We start from the raw sequence: 24,858 nt of genomic DNA on the forward strand, positions 1-24,858 counted from the left end.
ATGTTCTTTTTTAAAGAGCTTTTGTTTCTCTCTGCTTAATTTCGAAGCTACCAGTGCCTCGAGGAAGCTCGATGCTCTCACGCGTTTTCGCGTTTAAACCTTCTGCAATATATTCTGCAGCAACATTTGGATCAATACGATCCCCACAAGTATAAACATCAATACTTGCGTAACCGTGCTCCGGAAAGCTATGAATTGTTAAATGTGATTCCGAGATAATTACTACTCCACTTACACCTTGTGGTGCAAATTTATGGAAAGCTACCTCACGCACTTCAGCACCAGCTCTTAGTGCTGCATCCACAAATAATTGTTCAATATACGGCATGTCATTAAGCTTGTCGAAATCGCAATCCCAAAGTTCAGCGATCACGTGACGACCCATCGTATCCATAGTATCCATTCTACAGTTCCCCCTTGTAAATTTATTCTAACTGTTCGAATTGAAAACTAATTTGCAATTTGGCTTGCTCCACTACCACGGGGGAAAGTTAGTCCAGAGAGGTCCTAACCCTTTAAGTAGTGACTACGTACCTCAGCTCTTAAGTTTACGAGTGTTAGTATACTTTGTTTATTTTCATTTTGCAACAACAGTTTTTTCGATTTTCTGTCATATTTTCCTCTTTACTTTTCCCTAAAAAAAAGAAATGATTCACAAATACAGTAATCCCAACGTTTTGTGGTATGTCCACTTCCGAAAATATACTCCTATAATTTCTTTCCTTTTCAGAAAAAATTAAAAAAAAGAGGGCAAATATTCACTTGCCCTCTCCCTTATTCACTTAAATATGTTGCACATTTTCTTGTTTCGCTAATTCTTCAACAACTAACGTTACAAGATCTACAACACGACGAGAGTAACCCCACTCGTTATCATACCAAGCAAGTACTTTCACTTTACGGTCACCCATTACCATTGTAGATAAACCATCAATGATAGCTGAGTGTGTATTTGTATTAAAGTCAATAGATACTAAAGGCTCTTCACTGAATTCTACAATGCCTTTAAGCGCACCATTTGCAACAGTTTTGAACGCCTCGTTAATAGCTTCAACTGTCACATCACGTTTTACATCTACTACTAAGTCAACAAGAGACACGTTTGGTGTTGGTACACGAAGTGCCATACCATGAAGTTTTCCATTTAAATGTGGAAGAACTTTTGCTAGCGCTTTCGCAGCACCTGTCGTTGTCGGAATAATTGATTGTCCGCAAGCACGTGCTCTTCTTAAATCTTTATGTGGGTTATCAATATTTTTTTGGTCATTTGTATAAGCGTGAACTGTCGTCATTAAACCGTTTTCAATTCCAAACTGCTCATCTAACACCTTCACAACAGGCGCTAAACAGTTTGTTGTACAAGATGCATTTGAAATAACAGTATGTTTTGTAATATCTAATTGGTCTTCGTTCACACCAACTACAATTGTTACATCTTCGTTTTTACCAGGCGCTGTTAAAATAACTTTTTTCGCTCCAGCTTCAACATGAAGAATTGCTTTTTCTTTTGAATTAAATTTACCAGTTGCTTCAATTACAACTTCAACACCTAGATCTGTCCAAGGCAATTCCTTTGGATCGCGGTTGTTTAAAAGGCGAATCATTTTCCCATCAACTAATAAGTGATCTTCAAATGCTTCTACTGTTCCGTCAAACTTGCCGTGAACTGTATCATATTTAATTAAATGTGCTAACGTTTCAGATGGATAGCTTGCATTGATTGCTACAATTTCGAATGCGCTTTCTTTTATTGCCTGACGAAATACCATTCTCCCAATACGTCCAAATCCATTAATTGCCACACGAGTCATAATATGTTATCCCCCTTGAATGCGTTATACTATTTATCTCCAATCCCAATAATAGTATAACACAAAAAGGGGATATGTCACTAAGCATTTTCATTAATTTCACAATTTTTTAGTCAATAATGTTCCAATTCTTTAAAATCACCTGTAATTGTGTTTTCGTTCCCATAATTGTGCCATCATTATTTATCACTTCATCTGCATGTTTCACTTTTTCTTCTAACGGCATTTGAGATTGAATACGAGCTGTTGCTTCTTCTTCTGAAAAATTATTTCGTTTCATTAAACGTTCTAATTGCGTATGCGGCTTAACTGCTACGACTAATACGCGGTCGACAAGACTTGTTAATTTACTTTCAAATAAGAGAGGAATATCTAACACAACCGCTTGCGCATTTTCTTTTATGTACATTTCCTTTTGCCTATTCATTTCCTCACGCACTGCAGGGTGAACAATTTTATTTAACTGCAATCGTTTTTCTTCATTATAGAAAACAACACTTCCTAATTTTGGACGATTCAGCTCTCCATCTTCTTGTAATACTTCCGTTCCAAACACTTCTACAATTTTGTTATACGCTGGTTTTCCTCGTTCTACAACTTCTCGCGCAATAATATCTGCATCAATAACTGGTATACTTAGTTCACGAAACATTTGAGACACTGTACTTTTTCCACTTGCAATGCCTCCTGTTAATCCAATTACTACTGTCATCATAATCCTCCTCACAATATAAAAGGCGCGAAACTAATGTTCCACGCCCATACTTACATTTTCCAAATTCCAATAATAATGAGTAATACCCCAGGCAGGAATGTAAATTTTTGTAACCATTTCATATTTGATAAAACCGTTCCAAGTTTCATTCCGATAAATAAAAACAAAGAACTCATAACCGCAACTAATATTGCCATCATTGCAGGTGCATACCCTAATAAAGATGCACCAATTCCAGCACCAAACGAATCTACAGAAAGAGCGATACCAAGAAGCAATGCTTCTCCTGCAGAAATGGTGCCTGATTTATCGAAATCTGCGACAGTCGGTTTCCGTAAAATTTGGATCACTAGCCCGAGTGAAGCGATTTCTAATTTCCAAACCTTCTCCTCTTGCTTCGGTTCTTCTTTTTTCTCACTTCGAAAAAATTGGTATAATACCCAAATTCCTATTCCAATAAGAACAAGCCCACCGATACGCGTTGCGATAACAGGTGAAAATATTTTTGCGATCATATGTCCAATTCCCATTGAAACAAGCATAACAGCCGCTGAACACATTCCGATAATTATAATTGATCTTAGTGGAATTCTTACACTTCTTAAACCATATGTTAGCCCTACACTACAGCTATCTAAGCTTAATGTAAAAGCTAATAAAATAAGAGATAAATAAAGGTACATCGGTAAGCTCCTCCCTTATACATAGCTCTGCTGTATGTATATGACAAATGCCTATCCGATGTTATCTCTTTTCTATATTCTTGGCTGACAAATCGGGCAATAATGCGTTCCTCTTCCGCCAACAACTGTTTTTTCTAATATCGTACCGCAAGTTACACACGGTTCTCCTTTTTTTCCGTATACATTTAGAAGTTCCTGGAACGAACCAATTTGCCCTTGCGAGTTGATATACGTTCGAATTGTACTACCGCCACGCTTCACTGCTTCGCCTAGCGTTGTAATAGTCGCCTCATAAACTCGCTCGATTTCTTCTGCTGTTAAAGACGATGCTTCTCGCTCTGGGTGAATTTGAGAACGGAATAAAACTTCATCTACATATATATTTCCAAGCCCCACTAAAAGACGTTGGTCTAATAATACAACTTTTATTTTACGATTCGTCTTTTGCAATCTTTCTTGTAAATACTGTGGTGTCAATTCAGCATCAAATGGCTCCGGACCTAAGTCAGCAAGAGGCATTTGATTCAACTCTTCACCTTTTTTAAAGAGGTGCATCGTCCCAAACTTTCTCACATCTTTATAATGTAATTCCGTTCCATCTGTAAATAAGAAACGGACGTGCGTATGCTTATCAATTGGCTCATCCTCTTGATGCAGTAAAAACTTACCTTCCATACGCAAATGTGAAACAATAACATAATTCGTTACATATAAAAGCAAAAACTTTCCTCTTCGCTTTATATTTTCAATCTTCTCGCCTCTAAGCATTTCTTTAAAGATTTCTACATCATCCGGTCGTTTTACTATTTTGGGATAGGTAACAATGACATCTTCAATTGTTTTTCCTGTTACAAGATTTTCAAGTGTCCGTCTGACGTTTTCAACCTCTGGTAATTCAGGCATTTCATCACTTCCTTATTTTGCGTCGTACCAAGTTGGACCGTAAGAATAATCAACTTTTAGCGGAACTGCGAGTTCAATTGCATGCTCCATTACTTCTGGTACAAGCTTCTCTAATTTTTCAATTTCTTCTTTTGGTGCTTCAAATATCAATTCATCGTGTACTTGCAGAAGAAGACGAGCTTGTAATCCTTCTTCTTCTAAACGATCTGCCATAATAATCATCGCTTTTTTAATAATATCTGCTGCAGTACCTTGAATTGGCGTATTCATAGCTGTACGCTCAGCAAAGCTACGTAAATTGAAATTACGACTCGTGATTTCCGGAATGTAACGGCGGCGATTTAATAATGTAGCCACATATCCTTTTTGCTTCGCATCTTTTACGATGTCATCCATGTATTCTTGTACACCAGGGAAACTTTCTAAATACTTTTCAATAAATTCCGCTGCTGCTTTTCTTGTAATTCCTAAGTTTTGTGAAAGACCATAATCACTAATACCATACACAATTCCGAAGTTAACAGCTTTCGCTTGTCTTCTCATATTTGAAGTCACTTCATCTTTTTCAACGCCAAATACATCCATAGCTGTTTTCGTATGAATATCCATGTCATGTTGGAATGCGTCAACTAGCCCTTTATCATTTGCAATATGAGCTAATACACGAAGTTCAATTTGTGAATAATCCGCTGCGTACATAATCCATCCTTCTTCTGATGGAACGAATGCCTGACGAATCTTTCTTCCTTCTTCTAATCGAATCGGGATATTTTGCAAGTTTGGATCCGTTGAACTTAATCGGCCCGTTTGCGTTAATACTTGATTGAAACGAGTATGGATTTTAGATGTGTCTTCATGTACAACTTTTAATAAACCTTCAATATACGTTGAGTTTAGTTTCCCTAATTGACGGTAATGTAAAATGTTTGGAATAATTTCATGGTGATCCATCAGCTTATCTAGTACATCAGCTGACGTAGAATAACCTGTTTTCGTCTTTTTAATAACTGGTAAGTTTAAGTTCTCAAACAGAATAACACCAAGCTGCTTCGGTGAATTAATATTAAATTCTGTTCCCGCAAGCTTATAAATTTCCTGTTCCATTTCCTTTAATCTACCTGCAAGCTCTTCTCCCATATTACGAAGACGCTCTGTATCAACTTTTACACCTTTCACTTCCATATCAGCTAATACACGTGCAAGTGGTAATTCTAACTCGGTAAACAGTTCATATTGCTCATTCTTTTCTAACTCTTCAACGAATGTTTGTTTTACATCGTATAATACATGCACTTTACGAGCTACATGCTCCGCTACTACGTCTAGCTCTGGAACAGCGCGCTTCGCACCTTTTCCGTAAACTTCTTCATCAGATTTCACAGCATGCGTTTCTTTCATTTTCGCTACAGTACGAAAATCTTTATCCGTATCAGCCGGATCAAGTAAATAAGCAGCGATTAATAGATCAAAATCAATCCCTTGCATATCTATACCGTTCCATTTCAGTGCAACGATCGCACGCTTCGCATCAAATGTATGCTTCCTCATTTCTCCATCTGCAAGCCACTCTTTAAAAGCGTCTGACTTAAGAGCCATGTCTGTTTGAATAAAATAACAGCCATTTTCATTTTGAATACCGAAACCTTGAATGTCTGCTTTATGATAGTTATCTTCTTGCACTTCAACAATAAGCGCACTATCTTGCTGAAGCATCTCATCTGTAACTTCTTCCACAATATCAAATGTAATATCATCTAATTCAGCTGGAGCCGTTTCTTCTGGCGTAACACCTAATTTATTTAAAAGAGATGTAAACCCTAAATTCTCAAACATCGGAATGACATCACTTGCTTCATACCCTTTATACTCCATATCATCCACATGCACTGTAATCGGCGCATCTGTAATAATAGTTGCCAGATCTTTACTCATAAGAGCTTGGTCTTTATTTGCTTCCAGTTTTTCTTTTAATTTCTTCCCGCTTACTTGATCTATATTTTCATACACTTCTTCAACCGTTCCAAACTGTGTTAACAATTTAATCGCAGTTTTTTCACCAACTCCTGGTACACCTGGAATATTATCTGATTGGTCTCCCATTAAACCTTTCATATCGATAATTTGCTTTGGTGATAAGCTGTATTTCTCAAATAAAGCTTCTTTCGTATATTCATCTACTTCCGTAATCCCTTTTCGAGGAATACATACAAGCGTGTTATCAGAAACAAGTTGAAGTAAATCTTTATCTCCTGAAATAACTTTTACATTCGCTCCTTGTTCACTCGCTTCTTTCGCTAACGTTCCCATAATGTCATCCGCTTCATAATTTTCAAGCTCATAACGCGGTACATTGAATGCATCCAGCATCTCACGAATAAACGGGAATTGCTCTGATAATTCAGGTGGAGTCTTTTGACGTCCTCCTTTATAATCACTATACGTTTTATGACGGAATGTCGTTTTCCCCGCATCAAACGCTACTAACATATGCGTCGGTTTTTCTTCCTCTAATATTCTCATTAACATCATTGTAAAACCGTAAATTGCGTTCGTATGTATACCTTTGTCGTTATTTAAAAGCGGTAGTGCAAAGAAAGCACGATACGCGATATTATTACCATCTACTAATACGACCTTTTTTTCCAAATCAGAAACCTCCCCATGCAAATTTGAAATGATTTTTTTCACAGAAAAAAACCGTTCCTTTCCTCTCTCTATATTAACATGACTAATAGAGAGAAGAAAAATAACGGCTATTTTCTATCATATATAAAAACGTTTACTAATATAAAAGGGAAGTGACGAGAACAGCATAACTATTCTCGTCCAAAATTACTCCTTGGATGAAGGGGTTTTCATGTATTATATTAACAGAGCTTTATTAATATTTAATTAAGCCATTGTTAATATATTGTAAACATCCTTCATCCTATTTTTCAGTTGCTGATTTTGGTAAAACAACTATAAATGTTGTCCCTTCCCCAACTTCACTATCCACTGTAATCGTACCGTGATGCGCCTCGACTAAATGCTTTACAATCGATAATCCAAGGCCTGTACCACCAGTATTTCTACTTCTCGCCTTATCCACTCGGTAAAAGCGTTCAAAAATACGCGGAATTTCATCTTTACTAATACCAATTCCAGTATCCGAAACTTTTATATAAGCATTATATTTATCTTCTGCTAATTCTACAGAAACAACGCCTCCAGCCGGCGTATATACGATTGCATTATTAATTAAATTAATAAAGATTTGCTTTAAACGACTTGGATCTCCAATGACAGAGACTCGTTTTAGCGCATTTACTTGTAAAGAGATTTCTTTTTCTCCCGCTTTGTTATCAAGCACCATATGAATGTCTTCAAGAAGTCCCTTCATATCGACGGTTCCCATACTCAATTTAAATCCTTGTTGCTCAATCTTTGATAAATCTAATAAATCTTCAATTAACCCTTGCATGCGTTCACTTTCTTTTAAAATAATGTGTAAGAAATGTTCGCAGAATTTTTTATTATCCATAGCACCGTCCAAGAGCGTTTCTGAAAAACCTTTAATAGAAGTAATCGGCGTCTTTAGTTCATGAGAAACATTCGCTAAAAAGTCTTTTCTCATTTGTTCTAACTTCTTTAACTCAGTAATGTCATGGAATACAAGGACAATCCCTTTCCATTCATGGTTCGTCCCGATAATCGGTGCTCCATATACTTCGAAATGCTTTCGCTCAATTCCAAGTGGTAATAACATTTGTTTACGCACTTTCACTTCTGTCATAAAGATTTCTTCCACAAGCTCTATAATTTCTGGATGATGAAACGATTCATAATATAAACGATCTAAATATTCTTCATCTGTTACGTGGAAAGTTTCTTTATACGAACGATTCACAAGGTTTATATAACCGCGGCTATCAATTAAAATCATTCCACTTCCCATATTTTCAATTAACGTATGCAGACGATCTTGTTGCATTTCTTGTTCAAGTGTCATCTCTTGTAAATTACGAGCTAAAATATTAATCGCCTTACTTAACATTCCCGTTTCATCTGAATGACTTTCATAAGCGCGTGCTTTATAATTGCCCTTCGCTAATTCGATAGCAACTTTCGTAACGGATTCAATCGGCCTAATATATTGCCCTGTAATTCTCATACCTAAAAATACGACTACAAGACACGCAATAACAAATCCGATAATTAATAATCCCCACGTTTTTTGATGAACAGCTTTCAAAGGCTCAATTGTACTTTTCACCAAAATGTAACCTTGTTTCCCTGCTACATCTTGCACGAACACTGCATGATAAAATTCATTATTTTGATCTGTTTCTTTCGTAATGACTTTATTTCTTTGTTTTGTCGTTTCAGAAGAAAGTTCTTTCATTATCCCTTGGCTAAACGCAGACTGTTCTCCTCCGCTATATTGAATGTTCTTTTTTTCATCCAAAAATATAATAGAAGCTGATATTTTTTCTTCTAACTTTTCAAATACGTACGGATTTTTTAAAACATCATCAAAACCTTGTTCTGCTGCTAATACAGCAACGTATTCTGTCTCTTTTACCATTCTCTCTTTTGCATGATCTATATAATAGTTTTCAAATACGGTTTCCAACAATAAACCTAGTCCTACTAAAATAAAAACAATAAGAGAAACAAATGTAAAAAGAAGCCTGGAACGAAATTTATTCATCCCCTTTTGGCTCCTCTAATTTATATCCTAAACCACGTATCGTTTTAATGTACGTCGGTTTTTTCGTATTTTGTTCAATTTTATCGCGCAAATGGCTAATATGAACGTCAACAATCCGTGTATCACCAGCAAAATCATAATTCCATACAGCACTTAATAATTGATCACGTGTCAACACACGACTCTTATTTTTCGCAAGATAAACAAGTAATTCAAATTCTTTTGGTGTTAATTCAAGCTTTCTTCCTTGGAAATAAGCCTCATAAAACTCTGGTAAAATTTTAAGCTCAGCAATTGTGATACTTTCTTCATCTGATGATTCTGTAACTTGCTCTTCTTGTTGCAATTTCGTACGGCGCAAAATCGCCTTCACACGTGCCACAACTTCCCTTGGACTAAACGGCTTCGTCATATAATCATCCGCCCCTAGTTCAAGACCTAGCACCTTATCAAATTCATCATCTTTTGCTGTTAACATTAAAATCGGCGTCATAACGCGCTGCAATCGTAATTCTTTACACACTTCCATACCATCCATTTTTGGAAGCATTAAATCTAATATAATTAAATCTGGGCGTTCTGTTGTCGCTTTTTGAAGCGCCATTTCTCCATCCATCGCTGTTATTACTTCAAACCCAGCTTGTTGTAGATTAAATTCAATTAAAGTTAAGATAAACTCCTCATCATCAACTACTAAAATACGATTGTTCATTCTTTTCCTCCAAGTTATAGACTTGAAACCTTCTTCATCCTAGTATTTTCCCCGTTATTCTCATCATACTAGAAAACAAGGTCCCTCTCAATATAATTGTCTATACATGGATTCAGATTGTTCTATCGTTATTACTCATTCACTCCAATTAACGTGTTGTTATCCATACTTTATATACTTCTATATTTTCATTCCATTCTACTTCCGTATGAATATTGAATTCTCGATTTTGCGCTAGTAAAAACGAAAGAGCATACGCTATTTTATAGTCCGGCGTTTCATATCCACCAAATACTCTTCCATACATTTCATTCGCGACCCCGTCCGCCCACACTTCAGCTTCTCTTATCGTTTCAAAAATAACATCTTCTCTTTTCCATTTCATCTAAAAAACCACTCCTTTCATTGACTTAAATTATTAAATCACGATATAGTAAAAATTGTTAATCTAAAAATCCATATATAAAAGATAAGGAGACTCTATTATGCGACTATTACTACCTATTCTATCTTTAATAGTAACGTGTATTCTTACATTCAACGCCCCAAGCTGGGATACGATTAAAACAGGTTGTTCAGATTTCGCTGAAGGATTCTCACAGGGATTCTTTAACTAAAATAGCGCTAGCTCCCTTATAGAAAGGTATGCTAGCGCTATTCACATTTTTACTTTTTAAAAATTATCTAATGCTTTTTCCATAATAGAAACTGATTTGAAAGGCGGCGTTACTGTTAATGAACCTTTTACAACCGTTTCTCCTTTTTCATCATGAGCAGATACAAGCAGATCAATTGTATGCTCCTCCTCAGAAACAGCCACAACTTCAAAGTGGATTTGTAACGTTTCATAATGGTGAACATGCTTCACGAACGTAAGGTCCTTTCTCGTAATATGACTACCTGGACCTGGTAAATATTTCGTAACTGCCGTTGTAATCATTCCAGTTAGCATAATGCTTGGTACAATCGGCTTTTCATACGGAGTTTGGGATGCGTAATCATGCTGAATATATAATGGATTGGCATCATTCGTTAAACCTAAGTACAATAACAAATCTTTATCCTCAATTTTTTCAGTGATAGATAATTTCTCTCCTACTGTAATTTCATCCATTTTACGACCAATTTGAACTTTTTTCTTTAACATGTTACAACCCCCTCCGATTTTTTCACCTTATTATCCTACTAAAAGCGATACTTGATCCGAAATTTACTATGATGAGGGCAATGTATAGTATAAATCTATAGTTTCATTATAGGATACACCAAATGATAGCGTTTTCATATTATTTCAAAAAAACATTTGCATATATAGTAGAAAAAGATTCGGGGCCCCGAATCTTTTTCTACTTATATTTAATTATTAAACAAGAACCTTCATAACATTACGTACAGATTCTACAGAGCGATCTAACGCTTCTTTTTCATCTGCAAGAAGTTCTAATTCAATAATTTTTTCAATTCCGTTACCACCTAAAATTACTGGTACCCCTAAATAAAGGTCACTATAACCATATTCACCTTCAAGGTACGCAATAGCCGGTAATACACGGCGTTGATCTTTTAATATTGCTTCTGTCATTTCAACTAAAGAAGCAGCTGGTGCGTAATATGCACTACCGTTTCCTAATAAGCCTACAATCTCGCCGCCACCTTTACGGGTACGTTCTACGATTGCTTCTAAACGCTCTTTCGGAATTAACGTTTCTAACGGAATTCCACCTGCATAAGAATAACGTACAAGAGGTACCATATCGTCACCGTGTCCACCAAGAACAAATCCTGTAATATCTTTCACAGAAAGATTCAATTCTTGTGCGATGAATGTACGGAAACGAGCTGTATCTAATACGCCCGATTGACCGATAACACGCTCTTTCGGGAATCCTGCTTCTTTAAATACAGAATATGTCATTGCATCAACTGGATTTGTTAATACAACAATAATTGCATTTGGTGAATGTTTTGCAATGTCGCGCGTAATACTTTTCATAATTTTAGAGTTTGTTGCTACTAAGTCATCACGGCTCATACCAGGTTTACGCGCAATACCCGCTGTAATCACAACAACGTCAGAATCAGCAGTATCTGCGTAATCAGATGTTCCAATAATGTTAGCATCAAAACCTTGTACTGGGCTCGCTTCTAACATATCTAACGCTTTCCCTTTTGTTGGATTTTCCAGTTGTGGAATGTCCACTAATACAACATCTGCAAGTTCTTTTTGTGCTAATAAGAATGCTGTTGTTGCTCCTGTAAATCCTGCACCGATGACTGAAACTTTCTTGCGTTTGATTGTCATAATTTACCCCCCGCTTTAATTATGCGTTTTTGATTATCGCTACATCCATGTTTTTAATAAGTTCATTAGCGAACTCAGAACATTTCACTTCTGTTGCACCTTCCATTAAGCGTGCGAAATCATAAGTTACTACTTTTGAAGCAATTGTTTTCTCAACAGAAGCAGTTACTAATTTCGCAGCTTCGTTCCATCCTAAGTGTTCTAATAATAATACACCAGAAAGAAGAACTGAAGATGGGTTTACTTTATCTAAACCTGCATATTTTGGAGCTGTACCGTGTGTAGCTTCAAAGATAGCATGTCCAGTTACATAGTTAATGTTTGCACCAGGTGCAATACCAATTCCACCTACTTGTGCAGCAAGTGCATCAGAGATGTAGTCTCCGTTTAAGTTCATTGTTGCAACAACATCGAACTCACGTGGACGAGTTAAAATTTGTTGTAGGAAGATGTCTGCAATAGAATCTTTTACGATGATTTTTCCAGCCACTTCAGCATCTGCCATCGCTTTATTCGCTGCATCTTTACCATCTTTCTCAACGATACGATCATATTCAGCCCAAGTAAATACTTTGTCGCCGAATTCTTGTTCCGCTACTTCGTAACCCCAGTTTTTGAAAGCACCTTCTGTAAATTTCATAATGTTTCCTTTATGAACTAATGTAACAGAAGAGCGTTTTTCGTTAATTGCATATTGAATTGCAGCACGAACAAGACGCTTTGTCCCTTCTTCTGAGATTGGTTTAATACCAATTCCAGATGTTTCTGGGAAGCGGATTTTATTAACACCCATTGCTTCTTTTAAGAAAGCAAGAACTTTTTCTGCTTCTGGAGATCCTTGTGCATATTCAATTCCAGCGTAAATGTCTTCTGTATTTTCACGGAAAATAACCATATCAGTATCTTCCGGACGTTTTACAGGTGAAGGAACACCTTCAAAATAACGAACTGGACGTAGACATACGTATAAATCTAATTCTTGACGAAGTGCTACGTTTAGAGAACGAATACCACCGCCAACTGGAGTTGTAAGTGGACCTTTAATCGCGATTAAATACTCACGGATTAAATTTAAAGTTTCTTCTGGTAACCACTCGCCTGTTTGGTTGAATGCTTTTTCCCCTGCAAGCACTTCTTTCCAAACAATTTTCTTCTCACCATCATAAGCTTTTTCAACTGCCGCTTCTAGTACTCGAGATGCAGCTGCCCAAATATCAGGACCAATTCCATCTCCTTCAATAAATGGAATAATCGGATTGTTTGGTACATTCATAACACCATTAGTTACAGTAATTTTTTCACCTGTCGTCAATGTGATAACCCCCATGTTTGAAATTTCATATGTATGAAACTGAGGGAATAACCCCTCAGTTCAAACCGTTAGTCAAATTAAAATATTCTAATCATTACATCTTTCCGAAAAAATCAGACTTTTAAAAGCGTATTTTCACTATCAAAATAGTGTTTTTCGCTTATCTTTGTGCAATTGGAACGTACACTTGATGTGTTGGTCCATTATAATCAGCACGTGGACGGATTAAACGGTTGTTTTCATATTGTTCTAGAATATGAGCTAACCAGCCTGACATACGGCTAATTGCAAAGATAGGTGTAAATAAGTCATGGTCAATTCCTAAACAATGGTATACAGAAGCTGAATAGAAATCAACATTTGGTGGAAGACCTTTTTCTTTTGTTACAATGTCTTCAATTTTGATAGACATATTATACCATTTGTCTTCTCCTAAAAGCACGCATAATCTCTTGGACATTTCACGTAAATGTTTTGCACGTGGATCACCTTGCTCATATACACGGTGGCCAAAGCCCATGATTTTCACTTTATTTTGAAGAGCATTATGAATATATGATTCTACATTTTCTTCTTCGCCAATTTCAGTTAACATCTTCATTACATTTTCATTTGCCCCGCCGTGAAGAGGACCTTTTAACGCACCGATTGCTGCTGTAATACCAGAATATATATCTGAAAGTGTAGCTACACAAACGCGCGCAGTAAATGTAGAAGCGTTTAACTCATGATCTGCGTGAAGTACAAGCGCCTTATCAAAAGCTTCAATTTCAACTTCATTTGGCTCGCGATCATTTAACATGTACAAGAAGTTTGCAGCTAACGATAAATCATTTCTAGGTTCAACAACATCTAAACCTTTACGAATTCTTGCATAAGCAGCAACTAAAGTTCCCACTTGAGCCTGTAATTTAACCGCTTTCAAATAATTGGACTTTTCATCCATAATTTCAGCGCTCTCATCGTATAATGATAGCATGGAAATTGCAGTTCGTAAAACAGACATCGGATGTGCGATTTTTAAATCTACTTGTTTTAAATATGTTAAAATCTCACCTGGCACTTTATAGTATTCCGATACAGTCCCTTTAAATTTCTCTAGTTCTTGTTCGTTAGGAAGCTTGCGATGCCATAATAAGTATACTACTTCTTCAAATGTAGCATTCTCAGCTAAATCATCAATATTATACCCAACATAAGTTAATGTATCATCAATAATAGAGCTCACAGATGATGTTGTTGCTACTACCCCTTCTAAACCTCGAATAACAGTCATGACATTCTCTCCTTTTCCTGAAAATTCTCCCAACCTTGCTCCTTATATCTATTTGCTTCCCTTTTGAATTATGAACGCCCGTTCACTCTTTAGGCAAGCAAAATGCACGATCATGCAAATTTGTTGCGATGTTCCCCTCTTATTGTCCATTGTTTACATGGAAAGCATGAGCGTGAATGTCTCCCCGAATCCTCACGCTCAAAACAACAAGTTAGTGAGGAAAATTAATTCCGAAGAGTTTTATGATAAAAACAACATAAAACAATATCATTATAAAATTGTTTTATGTTGTTTTTATTTTATCTGGTGTAAAGTCTCGGCTGTTATGTAACTTTTCAAAGTTTCTAATCCTATTATAAACAATTATCTGACTTTTGTGAACAGAAAGAATTCAAAATTTTTATATTACTATAAAATTCCTTATTTAAACATCTGTATAATACTCATCACTGCGTAGGCAATTCCAGCCCCAATTAACGGGCCTACAGCAACTCCATTAAATAAAGCAACCGCTATAATTGTCCCGAAAACGAGCGCAGTTGTAATATGAGGATCCGTCGTCAATAATTGTACGCCGCCTTTCGCTAACAAAGCAACCGCTACCCCTGAAGCTAAAGCAATCCATGCATAATACGATTTCGCTGCTTCCCCAAGTTGTTTAAAACCTATCTCCCCCGTCGCGATCGGTACGAGTACTGCTATTGTAATAACCGTAACACCGAGGTTAATTCCTTTCGTTTGTAAATATGGAAAAACTTTATCTCCTAGAAACGTAAATTTCAATAAAAATAACACACCAATAGCTACAGTTAGCGATTGATTTTTCGCAATAAGTCCTATAATAAGTAGTATGAATAAAAATAACGTTGACTGACTAATCATGTTTACACTTCCTTTCTGAAAATAATGAACTCATTTCCAAATAAAAATACCTTTAAACCTATCGTTATACATGCTATATCGATGCCTATTCAACATAAACCACTTCATTTTTTTACGTATTTCAAAATGAAAAACTGAGACTTTCACCATCAAAATGTAAACATGTATACATTTTTAAAAACGGTCGTCTCTCCTTTCTTTTCTAATAAGAAACAGGTAAAATAAAAAGAAGAGAAAATGAAGTTTTTACCATATAGTAGAAGCATCAACACCAAGCTTTCCCAGTCATTCACGTACTGAAAAAGCAGGAAAAATCCATCATTCCACTATAACATAAAGTGAAACTTTAATCAGTGAGGCACACTCGTTATAAGTTGAACGAATTAGGATAATCCAAATTGGAATGGGAGGTATACATCTTTGAATCGAAACTTACTATATATGATATTGCGACTCATATTTGTCATTGTAGCGACGGTAGCCGGATTCTATGCATTACTATATATGTCAGGACTTATCTACCCTTTTATTATCGCTTTCGCATTTGCTTATTTGATTAATCCTGTCGTCAATTTCCTTAATCAAAAACTACAATTTCCTCGCGCACTCGCAGTACTCGTTAGCTTAATTCTCGTATTCGGAGCTATCGTCGGACTCGTTACATACCTTGTAACAGAAGCCATATCTGCTACAACATACTTACTACAACTTGTTACAGTAAAATTTCCGGATATCGTTGCATTTGCTCAGCAATTTGCACTTAATCATATTATGCCTCTCTATGATGATTTAATTTCTAAATTTAATCATCTTGGGGAACCACAGCGCTATACGATTACACAAAACATTCAAAACTTAGGAACAGAAGCAACGACGCAAATGAAAGAACTTTTAACCGCTATTATAAGTGGATTAACAAATTTCATTAGTGCATTACCAACAACTTTAACTGTACTTGTATTCGTTTTATTAGCCACTTTCTTCATTAGTTACGATTGGCATCGTCTTGCTCAGAAAGTAAGAAAATTTTTACCCAACCGTGTTCATGGCTACGGAAAAACGATTTTTGTCGATTTAAGAAAAGCTTTATTCGGTTTTGTTAAAGCACAACTTACACTCGTATCTATGACAACTGTCATTGTACTAATCGGACTGTTAATATTACGCGTACCATACGCCATTACTATCGCGATTATTACAGGGGTTGTAGATTTACTCCCGTATTTAGGAACAGGAGCTGTTTTCGTTCCTTGGGTTATATACGTATTTTTCACTGGCGACACTGCTTTCGCCATTGGTCTTCTCATTTTATACATCGTCGTGATTGTCCAAAGACAAATTATGGAGCCTAAAGTACTTTCTTCTAATATAGGCCTCGATCCATTAGCAACACTGATCGCTCTATTTGTCGGCTTTAAACTCTTTGGCTTTTTAGGATTAATCATCGGTCCAGTCACCTTAGTACTACTTAATACATTGCACAAAGCTCGTGTATTCCATGATTTGTGGAAATATATTAAAGGCTCACCTTCAAAATAATAGTTTCTAATTCATATACAACAAAAACTTACATATAATCAGTGGGAATTTCCCACTGATTATTCCTTGTACTTATTTTTCATACTCATCACACACAACAAGAGAACGGAACCCCAAAAAGGATAGTTTTCTTGTTTTTTGCATAGAAAATGTATATTTCGAGGTATTTTTACATATTTATTCTATTATTTTTATAATTATTACTTACATTTATTACTTTTTATGTAAATGAATAAATATACAAAATCGCATAGAATTAGACTTAAACTAAGTATTTCACCGATCACTTTTAGCATTTCCACATCAATTCATTCTTTTTATATACAAATCAAACTTCAGTTCAAAGGAATTATTCTAAAACAGACTCATTAACAACTACTAACTCCTCAAATCACAGATCCAATCGAAAGATATACAGCAAATAAAGTGAAACTTTAATCAGCGGGGGTTTTCTTCATCCCCCACTAATTATTAGTTGAACCAATCGGACTTTAACCTTTAAGAATTTCATCTGCACAATCACTAAATTTTAATTAACGGACCTTTAACCATCCCTCTCATCCTTTTATAGACAAAAAAATAGTGCTTAGATCGCTATAATCTAAGCACTATTTCTGCACAATAATAGTAGAGTTCTTTCTAAACTTCCATTCTATCCACTTCATAACAAACGGCTTCAATAAAGCCCTCGTCATAGGGATAACAAAGGTCAAACCTATTATATCCGTTACATATCCAGGAAGCACTAAAAGAACACCTCCTATAAAGATAAAAATACCATCTAGGACCGCTCCTCCTGGCATTTCTCCTCTATTCAGCTTAGATTGAATCTCTCCAAGCACTTTAAAACCTTGCCTTTTCGCCAAATACACACCTACAACACCTGTAAATACAATCATAGCGAACGTAGACCATAAACCTATTACATGACTCGATCCAATTAAGACTGTAATCTCAATCGCCGGTATTAATATAAACAAGAATAGTAACCACTTCATAGTTCTACACTCCTCTCACATACTATCCACTTTAAACACCCTAACAACGTCCATATACACCATATAAAAGCCGAATGCACTTTCTTATCAAACTTCATAATAAACAGCTTTTAAAAGCAATTTCAGACGTCTTAAGCTAGTTTTACCTCATTTTTGTGTAAAAAAAAAAGAGAAGGACTCCGATCCTTCTCTCCGTATTACTTATAGCACTTCCGCATGTCCATTATAAACAATTCCGCGTGCTGCATCAACTGTTACTTCTTGGCCATTTTTTAAAGTTGCTGTTACGCCGTTTACACCAACGATAACAGGAATACCGATTGATACACCTACAACAGCAGCATGGCTTGTTAAACCGCCTTCTTCTACAACTAGAGCAGCAGCTTTTTCGATTGCAGGAATCATATCTTTATCAGTGCTTGTTGTAACAAGGATATCACCTTCGTTTACGTTCGCTACAGCTTCAGCAGCTGTTTTCGCTACAACTACTTTACCTTTTGCAGCTTTACGACCGATCCCTTGTCCTTTAGCAACTTCTTCACCAACAACGTGGATTTTCATTAAGTTTGTTGTACCAGTTTCAGCAACTGGAACGCCAGCAGTGATTACTACAGTGTCTCCAAGTCCGATTAGACCTGCATCCATACCTGTTTGAATTGCTGTATCTAACATTTCGTCAGTTGAAGCTGCGCGCTTCTCAGCCATAAATGCTTGTACACCCCAAACAAGTGCAAGACGACGTCCTACTTGCTCGTCAGATGTTACAGCTACGATTGGAGATTTTGGACGATATTTAGAGATCATTTTCGCAGTATATCCACTTTCTGTTGGAGCTACGATTGCAGCTACATCAAGAGCAAGTGCTGTATGCGCAACAGATTGACTAATTGCATCTGTAATTGTTGGAGTGAACTCTTTAATACGTTTTTTGAACATATCTTCGTATTGTAATGATTTTTCAACACGTACTGCAATGTTAGCCATCATTGTTACTGCTTCTACTGGGTATTGTCCAGCAGCTGTTTCACCTGAAAGCATGATTGCATCTGTACCATCGAAGATTGCGTTAGCTACGTCACTTGCTTCCGCACGAGTTGGACGTGGGTTACGTTGCATAGAATCTAACATTTGTGTCGCAGTAATAACTGGTTTACCTAACACGTTACATTTTTTGATTAGACGTTTTTGTACTAATGGTACTTCTTCTGGTGGAATTTCTACACCCATATCACCACGAGCTACCATTAAACCGTCAGAAACTTCTAAGATTGAATCGATATTATCGATACCCTCTTGGTTTTCGATTTTTGGTACGATTTGGATGTATTGAGCGTTATGCTCTTCTAATAATTCGCGAATTTCTAATACGTCAGACGCTTTACGTACGAATGAAGCTGCGATGAAATCAACTTTTTGCTCGATACCGAAGATGATATCTTTTACGTCTTTTTCAGTGATACCAGGAAGCTTAATGCTTACGTTTGGTACGTTAACGCCTTTTTTATTTTTTACAGTTCCACTGTTAAGAACTTTTGTACGGATGTTTCCGTCAGCTTTTTCAATTACTTCTAGTTCGATAAGACCGTCATCGATTAGAATACGAGAACCTGGGTCTACATCGTCATAAAGACCAGCATAAGATACAGAGAACTTCTCTGCAGTACCTAATACTTGCTCAGTAGAAAGAACTACTTCTGCACCTGTTACAAGCTCAGCTTGTCCGTCTACGAAGTCGTGAGTACGGATTTCTGGACCTTTTGTATCAAGTAAGATACCAACTGTTTTACCAGTTTTCTTTGAAGCTTCACGAATGTTTTTAATACGAGCGCCGTGCTCTTCATGGCTACCATGAGAGAAGTTTAAACGAGCAACGTTCATACCTGCTTCGATTAATTGCTCTAATTTTTCAATACTTTCACTAGCAGGACCTATAGTACATACAATTTTAGTTTTACGCATATTGCACCTCCGAAAATTATGAAACCGTTCCCAAATATCCGACATTACGCCGATTAGATGGATAATTCTTTAGATAATTGATACATATCTTTATCGATTGTATGCTTTTGAGCTAACGCTTCGATAATGTCATGATCAACAAGTTTATTATCTTGAATACCTACACAACGTCCACCTTTACCAGCAATTAATAATTCAACTGCTCTTGCGCCAAGACGGCTTGCTAATACACGGTCTTGTGCACTTGGTGATCCACCACGTTGTACGTGACCTAACACAGTTACACGAGTATCAAAGTTTGTCGCTTCTTCAATATGCTTACCGATGTCAATTGCACTTCCAACACCTTCAGCCACAATGATAATACTGTGTTTTTTACCACGTTCACTACCACGCTTCAGACGAGCAATAACATCTTCCATGTCATACTCTTCTTCTGGAATTAAAATTGTTTCAGCACCATCAGCTAGACCAGCCCATAATGCGATATCTCCAGCATGACGTCCCATTACTTCGATAACATATGTACGTTCATGAGATGTAGCTGTGTCACGAATTTTATCAATTGCATCAATAACAGTGTTTAAAGCTGTATCGAAACCAATTGTGAAGTCTGTTCCAGGGATATCATTGTCGATTGTACCTGGTACACCAACACATGGGAATCCTTGTTCAGTTAATTTTTTAGCGCCTTGGTAAGAACCATCTCCACCAATAACAACAAGTCCTTCGATACCGTGTTTCTTTAATTGCTCGATACCTTTTAGTCGTACTTCTGGGTCTTTAAACTCAGGACATCTTGCTGTATATAATTTTGTACCACCGCGGTGGATAATATCGCCAACAGAACCTAGTTCTAATTTTTCAATATGACCAGAAATTAATCCAGCGTATCCATGGTAAATACCATATACTTCAATATCATGGAAAATCGCTTTACGAACAACTGCACGAATGGCAGCATTCATACCAGGTGAATCTCCACCACTTGTTAATACACCAATACGTTTCATTTGTACTCACCTCATAAAGATTATTTGCCTTATAATAAAATAACACGAAAAAATATAAAAATACAATGGAGAAGATGTGTCTTTTCATAATAAAAACGTGCATTCGCGAAGTGGAACGCACGCTTTTCTTATTTTATCCAAATGGAAGCGTTTGAAAACGAAACTTGCCCAATTTTCATATATTTTTCATAACGTTTTTCGATTAATTCATCTTTCGAAATTCCGTTTAATTGTTCAAAAGTTTTTCTAATCATTAAGTCTATATTTTCTGACTGTTTCAAAACATTACGGTGTGCTCCACCTTTTGTCTCTGGAATAATTTCGTCAATTACACCTAATTCTTTCAAATCTGCCGCTGTAATTCTCATCGCCTCTGCAGCTTCCTTTGCTTTTCCTGCATCTTTCCAAAGAATTGCCGCTGCACCCTCTGGTGTAATAACAGAATAAGTGGAATTTTCTAGCATATGAATGTAATCCCCTACCCCAAGACCTAGTGCACCACCACTACCACCTTCGCCGATAACGATACAAATAACAGGTACTGTTAATCCTGCCATTTCAAATAAATTGCGAGCGATAGCTTCACTTTGACCACGTTCTTCAGCAGCTTTACCAGGATAAGCTCCTTTCGTATCAATAAAACAAATAATTGGACGATTGAACTTTTCTGCCTGCTTCATTAAACGTAATGCTTTTCGATATCCTTCTGGATGAGGCATCCCAAAATTACGGCGAATATTTTCTTTCGTATCTTTTCCGCGTTGATGCCCAATTACAGTTACAGGCATCCCTTTATACTTCGCAATGCCGCCGACAATCGCTGCATCATCGCCAAATAGACGATCTCCATGACATTCAAAAAAATCAGTAAATAAGTGCTCAATATAATCGAGCGTTGTCGGTCGTTCCGCATGACGAGCAATTTGAACACGGTCCCATACTTTCATATTGCCGTATATATCTTCCTCTAAATTTTCTAGCTTGTCTTCCAAAATACGAATCTCCTCACTGAAATCCATCTGGCTGTTTTTCGTATAGTCTTTCAGTTCACGAATCTTATTTCTTAGCTCAACAACTGGTTTTTCAAATTCTAGCTCTGCCATACAGCCATTTCCCCTCCTTGATGAACTTCTAAAATCTTGCGAAGCGATTCTCTCATATCATCACGATGCACCACAGCATCTAATTGACCATGTTCTAGTAAGAATTCTGCCGTTTGGAAATCTTCCGGTAGTTTCTCGCGCACAGTTTGTTCAATTACACGTCTACCAGCAAATCCGATTAGTGCCCCTGGTTCTGCAAGATTATAATCACCAAGTGAAGCGAAACTCGCTGAAACCCCGCCCGTCGTTGGGTGAGTCATAACAGAAATAAATAATCCTCCTGCATTACTATGCTTTTTCAAAGCTACGCTTGTTTTTGCCATTTGCATTAAACTTAATATCCCTTCTTGCATACGGGCACCACCCGAAGCAGTAAAGATAATAAATGGAACTTGTAAGTCGTATGCCTTTTCAACCGCACGGGCAATTTTTTCTCCTACAACAGAGCCCATACTCCCCATTCGAAAACGAGAATCCATTACTGCAACAACAACAAGCATGTCATCAATTGTTCCTTCACCAGTTACAACCGCTTCGTTCAATTCAGTCTTCTTACGATCGCTCTCTAGTTTCTCTTCATATCCTGGAAACCCGAGTGGATTTAATGAAACCATTTCTTTGTCATACTCCCGGAATGACCCTTCGTCCAATATACTATCAAGACGTTCCCATGCATTCATAGGATGATGATATCCACAATTCACACATACTTTTAAATTTTTTAGAAGCTCTTTTGTATACATGATTTTTTTACATTTCGGACATTTTGTCATAACGCCATCTGGTACATCTTTTCGTACTTGTTCTGAAGGTATTGCAGCGTACTTTTTCTTTTTCACGAATAAATCTCTTAGCACAATTTGACCCCCTTCGTTGAGAGCTAAGGTTAGCGTAAGAAGAAAATTGGGCTAACACCAAAGTTTGATGTTAGCCTTATCTTCTCAATCTGTCTAATAACCTCACTCTTTACGTTTAACTTTAACCGCTACGCGATAGAATGTTTGTCATAACGTGTCATGGTCATTTCGACAAATTTTATACATTACGAGTGAAACTGTATATTCTCTACTAATTCATCGTAAATTTTTAGTGCATCATTTTCTTGTTTTCCTTCCAAAGTAGCGTAAAGCTTTCTATACATATCGATAGAATCTCCTGAAACTTTACAAGAAAGAGTTGATACGTAATCATTTACGATCATCCAAATGCGATATAGTAAATAATTATCGACTTGTTCAATAAGTGTTTTAAAGAACGTTTGATGAAGCGTCGGAATCGAATTTTCATTTCCTTCAAGCACTTGATGTAATTTACTTAGCACTTTAGAAAACGTTTCTTTCGGTAAATTACATACAATTCGGATCATATCTTTCTCAAGCAATCGTTTTGTTTGTAATAAATCACGAATTGTTTTCTCATCTTGCAGCAAGAACGGAGCAATCAATTGTACAAGACCGTTATCGTAAAAGTTTCGAATAAACGTCCCTTCACCACGTCTCGTTTCAATTAACCCTACCAGTTCTAAAGCACGCAACGCTTCTCTTACAGAGGAACGCCCTACATTTAAACGTGAACTTAACTCACGCTCAGACGGTAAACGATCCCCTGCTACCAATCCATCCTCTTCCATAATGGAACGGATTTTCTTTACAATTTCGAGATATACTTTTGTATTTGATGATGTCAATGGAAATTCCTCGCTTATTCTTTACCAATCAGCGCTAATTGTTTTGTTTTCTCAGCAACTTCATTTGGATCCACTTGACGGCGAGCTACTCCTGTCTCCATCGCAGCTTTCGCAACGTAAGCTGCCACTTGAGGCGCTACACGCGCGTCAAACGGTGCTGGAATGATATAGTCTGCATTTAACTCATCTTCTGCTACAAGCTCAGCAATAGCCTGTACAGCTGCCATCTTCATTTCTTCGTTAATTTGTGTCGCATGTACGTCAAGTGCACCGCGGAAAATACCAGGGAACGCTAGTACATTATTTACTTGGTTTGCGAAGTCAGAACGACCTGTTCCAACAACAGCTGCGCCCGCTGCTTTTGCCAATTCTGGCATAATTTCTGGAACTGGATTCGCCATTGCAAAAATAATTGCGTCGTCATTCATTGTACGAACCATCTCTTCTGTTAATGCACCTTCTGCAGATACACCAATGAATACGTCCGCACCTTGTACAACATCAGCTAAAGAACCTTCGATACGATTCTTATTTGTATATTTTGCAACTTCATCCTTCACCGGATTCATACCTGTAGGACGACCCTCATAGATCGCGCCTTTACGATCACACATAACAATGTCGCGTACACCATAGCGATATAAAAGTTTAATAATTGCAATACCTGCTGCACCTGCGCCATTTGCGACAACTTTAATGTCAGACATTTTCTTTCCAACTAGTTTTAGCGCGTTCACAAGACCTGCTACTGTTACGATAGCTGTTCCGTGTTGATCATCATGGAAGATAGGAATATTTGTTTCTTTTTTCAAACGTTCTTCAATAATGAAGCAGTTTGGTGCTGCGATATCCTCTAAGTTAACGCCGCCAAAAGTTGGCTCCATTAATTTTACAGTTTCAACAATTTTATCTACATCGTTTGTATTTAAGGCAATTGGGAATGCATCTACACCAGCAAAGCTCTTGAATAGTACAGCTTTACCTTCCATTACTGGAAGAGATGCTTCAGGTCCAATGTTACCAAGACCAAGCACAGCCGTTCCATCAGTCACAACTGCTACCATATTTCCCTTCATCGTATATTCATATACCTTACTTTTATCGTCATAAATTTCTTTACAAGGTTCTGCAACCCCTGGAGAATATGCAAGACTTAAATCTTTTGCATTTTCTACTTTTACTTTTGATACAGTTTCTAATTTTCCTTGATGCACTTTATGCATGTGAAGTGCTTCTTCACGAAGTGTTGACAAACTATCCACTCTCCTCA

General features: G+C 36.9%; 23 protein-coding genes. 2 read left to right on the top strand and 21 right to left on the bottom strand.

Features of this window, described 5'->3' with window-relative positions; translation table 11 throughout:
• Nucleotides 1–10: 10 nt before the first annotated feature.
• The 9 genes from speD to AC3WVA_RS04400 all read right to left on the bottom strand — a co-directional run bounded on the left by speD (nucleotide 11) and on the right by AC3WVA_RS04400 (nucleotide 9,902).
• Complete coding sequence (gene speD, locus AC3WVA_RS04360) at nucleotides 11–394, bottom strand: adenosylmethionine decarboxylase (RefSeq protein WP_002003660.1); 384 nt, start codon at nucleotides 392–394, stop codon at nucleotides 11–13.
• A gap of 388 nt (nucleotides 395–782) precedes the next feature.
• Nucleotides 783–1,811, bottom strand: a complete 1,029-nt coding sequence (locus tag AC3WVA_RS04365; protein WP_000198979.1) for a glyceraldehyde-3-phosphate dehydrogenase — start codon at nucleotides 1,809–1,811, stop codon at nucleotides 783–785.
• Nucleotides 1,812–1,920: 109 nt separating this feature from the next.
• Complete coding sequence (coaE, locus tag AC3WVA_RS04370; protein WP_492321792.1) at nucleotides 1,921–2,523, bottom strand: dephospho-CoA kinase; 603 nt, start codon at nucleotides 2,521–2,523, stop codon at nucleotides 1,921–1,923.
• 53 nt (nucleotides 2,524–2,576) lie between these two features.
• Nucleotides 2,577–3,209: a sporulation membrane protein YtaF gene (gene ytaF / locus AC3WVA_RS04375; protein ID WP_000281740.1), complete on the bottom strand. Its 633-nt coding sequence runs from the start codon at nucleotides 3,207–3,209 to the stop codon at nucleotides 2,577–2,579.
• A gap of 72 nt (nucleotides 3,210–3,281) precedes the next feature.
• Nucleotides 3,282–4,112 carry a DNA-formamidopyrimidine glycosylase gene (gene mutM / locus AC3WVA_RS04380; RefSeq protein ID WP_098344573.1) on the bottom strand — a complete coding sequence of 277 codons (831 nt, stop codon included), beginning with the start codon at nucleotides 4,110–4,112 and terminating at the stop codon, nucleotides 3,282–3,284.
• A gap of 12 nt (nucleotides 4,113–4,124) precedes the next feature.
• On the bottom strand, nucleotides 4,125–6,758 hold the full coding sequence (gene polA / locus AC3WVA_RS04385) for a DNA polymerase I (RefSeq protein ID WP_142320920.1): 2,634 nt from the start codon (nucleotides 6,756–6,758) through the stop codon (nucleotides 4,125–4,127).
• A gap of 283 nt (nucleotides 6,759–7,041) precedes the next feature.
• Entirely contained in the window at nucleotides 7,042–8,805 is a 1,764-nt protein-coding gene (gene phoR, locus AC3WVA_RS04390) for a sensory box histidine kinase PhoR (protein WP_492321793.1), read from the bottom strand.
• On the bottom strand, nucleotides 8,798–9,517 hold the full coding sequence (phoP, locus tag AC3WVA_RS04395) for a two-component system response regulator PhoP (protein WP_001065225.1): 720 nt from the start codon (nucleotides 9,515–9,517) through the stop codon (nucleotides 8,798–8,800). Before phoP ends, phoR begins: the two co-directional genes overlap by 8 nt.
• A gap of 148 nt (nucleotides 9,518–9,665) precedes the next feature.
• Nucleotides 9,666–9,902: a hypothetical protein gene (locus AC3WVA_RS04400; protein WP_098344570.1), complete on the bottom strand. Its 237-nt coding sequence runs from the start codon at nucleotides 9,900–9,902 to the stop codon at nucleotides 9,666–9,668.
• A 100-nt stretch (nucleotides 9,903–10,002) separates the two neighbouring features.
• Between AC3WVA_RS04400 and AC3WVA_RS04405 the strand changes: the two genes are divergently transcribed.
• A complete protein-coding gene (locus AC3WVA_RS04405; protein WP_001238013.1) occupies nucleotides 10,003–10,134 on the top strand; it encodes a hypothetical protein in 132 nt (43 codons plus the stop codon).
• 56 nt (nucleotides 10,135–10,190) lie between these two features.
• Here the strand turns inward: AC3WVA_RS04405 and AC3WVA_RS04410 are convergent, their stop codons facing one another.
• From AC3WVA_RS04410 to AC3WVA_RS04430, 5 genes are all read right to left on the bottom strand, one after another.
• Nucleotides 10,191–10,664: a MaoC family dehydratase gene (locus AC3WVA_RS04410; protein ID WP_098344569.1), complete on the bottom strand. Its 474-nt coding sequence runs from the start codon at nucleotides 10,662–10,664 to the stop codon at nucleotides 10,191–10,193.
• Between the two features lie 216 nt (nucleotides 10,665–10,880).
• Nucleotides 10,881–11,819: a malate dehydrogenase gene (gene mdh, locus AC3WVA_RS04415; RefSeq protein ID WP_000153232.1), complete on the bottom strand. Its 939-nt coding sequence runs from the start codon at nucleotides 11,817–11,819 to the stop codon at nucleotides 10,881–10,883.
• A 19-nt stretch (nucleotides 11,820–11,838) separates the two neighbouring features.
• The gene (gene icd / locus AC3WVA_RS04420; protein ID WP_000206898.1) at nucleotides 11,839–13,131 is read right to left on the bottom strand and encodes an NADP-dependent isocitrate dehydrogenase; all 1,293 of its coding nucleotides are present in this window, start codon (nucleotides 13,129–13,131) and stop codon (nucleotides 11,839–11,841) included.
• 160 nt (nucleotides 13,132–13,291) lie between these two features.
• Entirely contained in the window at nucleotides 13,292–14,440 is a 1,149-nt protein-coding gene (gene citZ, locus AC3WVA_RS04425; RefSeq protein ID WP_492321794.1) for a citrate synthase, read from the bottom strand.
• 387 nt (nucleotides 14,441–14,827) lie between these two features.
• Nucleotides 14,828–15,289 (bottom strand): DUF441 domain-containing protein, encoded by a 462-nt coding sequence (locus AC3WVA_RS04430; protein ID WP_000625507.1) that lies wholly within the window; start codon nucleotides 15,287–15,289, stop codon nucleotides 14,828–14,830.
• A 420-nt stretch (nucleotides 15,290–15,709) separates the two neighbouring features.
• On the opposite strand from AC3WVA_RS04430, the gene ytvI reads away from it, so the two are divergent.
• Nucleotides 15,710–16,828 carry a sporulation integral membrane protein YtvI gene (gene ytvI / locus AC3WVA_RS04435; RefSeq protein ID WP_001081377.1) on the top strand — a complete coding sequence of 373 codons (1,119 nt, stop codon included), beginning with the start codon at nucleotides 15,710–15,712 and terminating at the stop codon, nucleotides 16,826–16,828.
• Nucleotides 16,829–17,436: 608 nt separating this feature from the next.
• On the opposite strand, the gene AC3WVA_RS04440 is transcribed toward ytvI, so the two are convergent.
• The 7 genes from AC3WVA_RS04440 to ystJ all read right to left on the bottom strand — a co-directional run bounded on the left by AC3WVA_RS04440 (nucleotide 17,437) and on the right by ystJ (nucleotide 24,811).
• Nucleotides 17,437–17,826: an FxsA family protein gene (locus AC3WVA_RS04440; RefSeq protein ID WP_098344568.1), complete on the bottom strand. Its 390-nt coding sequence runs from the start codon at nucleotides 17,824–17,826 to the stop codon at nucleotides 17,437–17,439.
• 201 nt (nucleotides 17,827–18,027) lie between these two features.
• Nucleotides 18,028–19,785, bottom strand: coding sequence for a pyruvate kinase (gene pyk / locus AC3WVA_RS04445; RefSeq protein WP_048531634.1), 1,758 nt, complete (start codon nucleotides 19,783–19,785; stop codon nucleotides 18,028–18,030).
• 53 nt (nucleotides 19,786–19,838) lie between these two features.
• Nucleotides 19,839–20,798, bottom strand: a complete 960-nt coding sequence (gene pfkA / locus AC3WVA_RS04450) for a 6-phosphofructokinase (RefSeq protein WP_000821161.1) — start codon at nucleotides 20,796–20,798, stop codon at nucleotides 19,839–19,841.
• Nucleotides 20,799–20,926: 128 nt separating this feature from the next.
• Complete coding sequence (gene accA, locus AC3WVA_RS04455; RefSeq protein WP_098880536.1) at nucleotides 20,927–21,901, bottom strand: acetyl-CoA carboxylase carboxyl transferase subunit alpha; 975 nt, start codon at nucleotides 21,899–21,901, stop codon at nucleotides 20,927–20,929.
• A complete protein-coding gene (gene accD / locus AC3WVA_RS04460) occupies nucleotides 21,889–22,758 on the bottom strand; it encodes an acetyl-CoA carboxylase, carboxyltransferase subunit beta (RefSeq protein WP_048531638.1) in 870 nt (289 codons plus the stop codon). Before accD ends, accA begins: the two co-directional genes overlap by 13 nt.
• A gap of 185 nt (nucleotides 22,759–22,943) precedes the next feature.
• Nucleotides 22,944–23,588 (bottom strand): FadR/GntR family transcriptional regulator, encoded by a 645-nt coding sequence (locus AC3WVA_RS04465; protein ID WP_048531640.1) that lies wholly within the window; start codon nucleotides 23,586–23,588, stop codon nucleotides 22,944–22,946.
• Between the two features lie 14 nt (nucleotides 23,589–23,602).
• Nucleotides 23,603–24,811, bottom strand: coding sequence for an NADP-dependent malic enzyme (ystJ, locus tag AC3WVA_RS04470; protein ID WP_162230577.1), 1,209 nt, complete (start codon nucleotides 24,809–24,811; stop codon nucleotides 23,603–23,605).
• Nucleotides 24,812–24,858: the final 47 nt, after the last annotated feature.

Source organism: Bacillus sp. EB106-04-02-XG92 (genome assembly GCF_058791995.1).

Excerpts from the sequence above, each read along its gene's own strand:
- coaE (WP_492321792.1), bottom strand. The coding sequence starts at position 2,523 with ATGACAGTAGTAATTGGATTAACAGGAGGCATTGCAAGTGGAAAAAGT.
- accA (WP_098880536.1), bottom strand. The coding sequence starts at position 21,901 with ATGGCAGAGCTAGAATTTGAAAAACCAGTTGTTGAGCTAAGAAATAAG.
- mdh (WP_000153232.1), bottom strand. The coding sequence starts at position 11,819 with ATGACAATCAAACGCAAGAAAGTTTCAGTCATCGGTGCAGGATTTACA.
- AC3WVA_RS04430 (WP_000625507.1), bottom strand. The coding sequence starts at position 15,289 with ATGATTAGTCAGTCAACGTTATTTTTATTCATACTACTTATTATAGGA.
- ystJ (WP_162230577.1), bottom strand. The coding sequence starts at position 24,811 with ATGCATAAAGTGCATCAAGGAAAATTAGAAACTGTATCAAAAGTAAAA.
- phoR (WP_492321793.1), bottom strand. The coding sequence starts at position 8,805 with ATGAATAAATTTCGTTCCAGGCTTCTTTTTACATTTGTTTCTCTTATT.
- AC3WVA_RS04400 (WP_098344570.1), bottom strand. The coding sequence starts at position 9,902 with ATGAAATGGAAAAGAGAAGATGTTATTTTTGAAACGATAAGAGAAGCT.
- pfkA (WP_000821161.1), bottom strand. The coding sequence starts at position 20,798 with ATGAAACGTATTGGTGTATTAACAAGTGGTGGAGATTCACCTGGTATG.
- phoP (WP_001065225.1), bottom strand. The coding sequence starts at position 9,517 with ATGAACAATCGTATTTTAGTAGTTGATGATGAGGAGTTTATCTTAACT.
- AC3WVA_RS04365 (WP_000198979.1), bottom strand. The coding sequence starts at position 1,811 with ATGACTCGTGTGGCAATTAATGGATTTGGACGTATTGGGAGAATGGTA.
- ytaF (WP_000281740.1), bottom strand. The coding sequence starts at position 3,209 with ATGTACCTTTATTTATCTCTTATTTTATTAGCTTTTACATTAAGCTTA.
- AC3WVA_RS04405 (WP_001238013.1), top strand. The coding sequence starts at position 10,003 with ATGCGACTATTACTACCTATTCTATCTTTAATAGTAACGTGTATTCTT.
- AC3WVA_RS04440 (WP_098344568.1), bottom strand. The coding sequence starts at position 17,826 with ATGAAGTGGTTACTATTCTTGTTTATATTAATACCGGCGATTGAGATT.
- AC3WVA_RS04410 (WP_098344569.1), bottom strand. The coding sequence starts at position 10,664 with ATGTTAAAGAAAAAAGTTCAAATTGGTCGTAAAATGGATGAAATTACA.
- speD (WP_002003660.1), bottom strand. The coding sequence starts at position 394 with ATGGATACGATGGGTCGTCACGTGATCGCTGAACTTTGGGATTGCGAT.
- mutM (WP_098344573.1), bottom strand. The coding sequence starts at position 4,112 with ATGCCTGAATTACCAGAGGTTGAAAACGTCAGACGGACACTTGAAAAT.
- pyk (WP_048531634.1), bottom strand. The coding sequence starts at position 19,785 with ATGCGTAAAACTAAAATTGTATGTACTATAGGTCCTGCTAGTGAAAGT.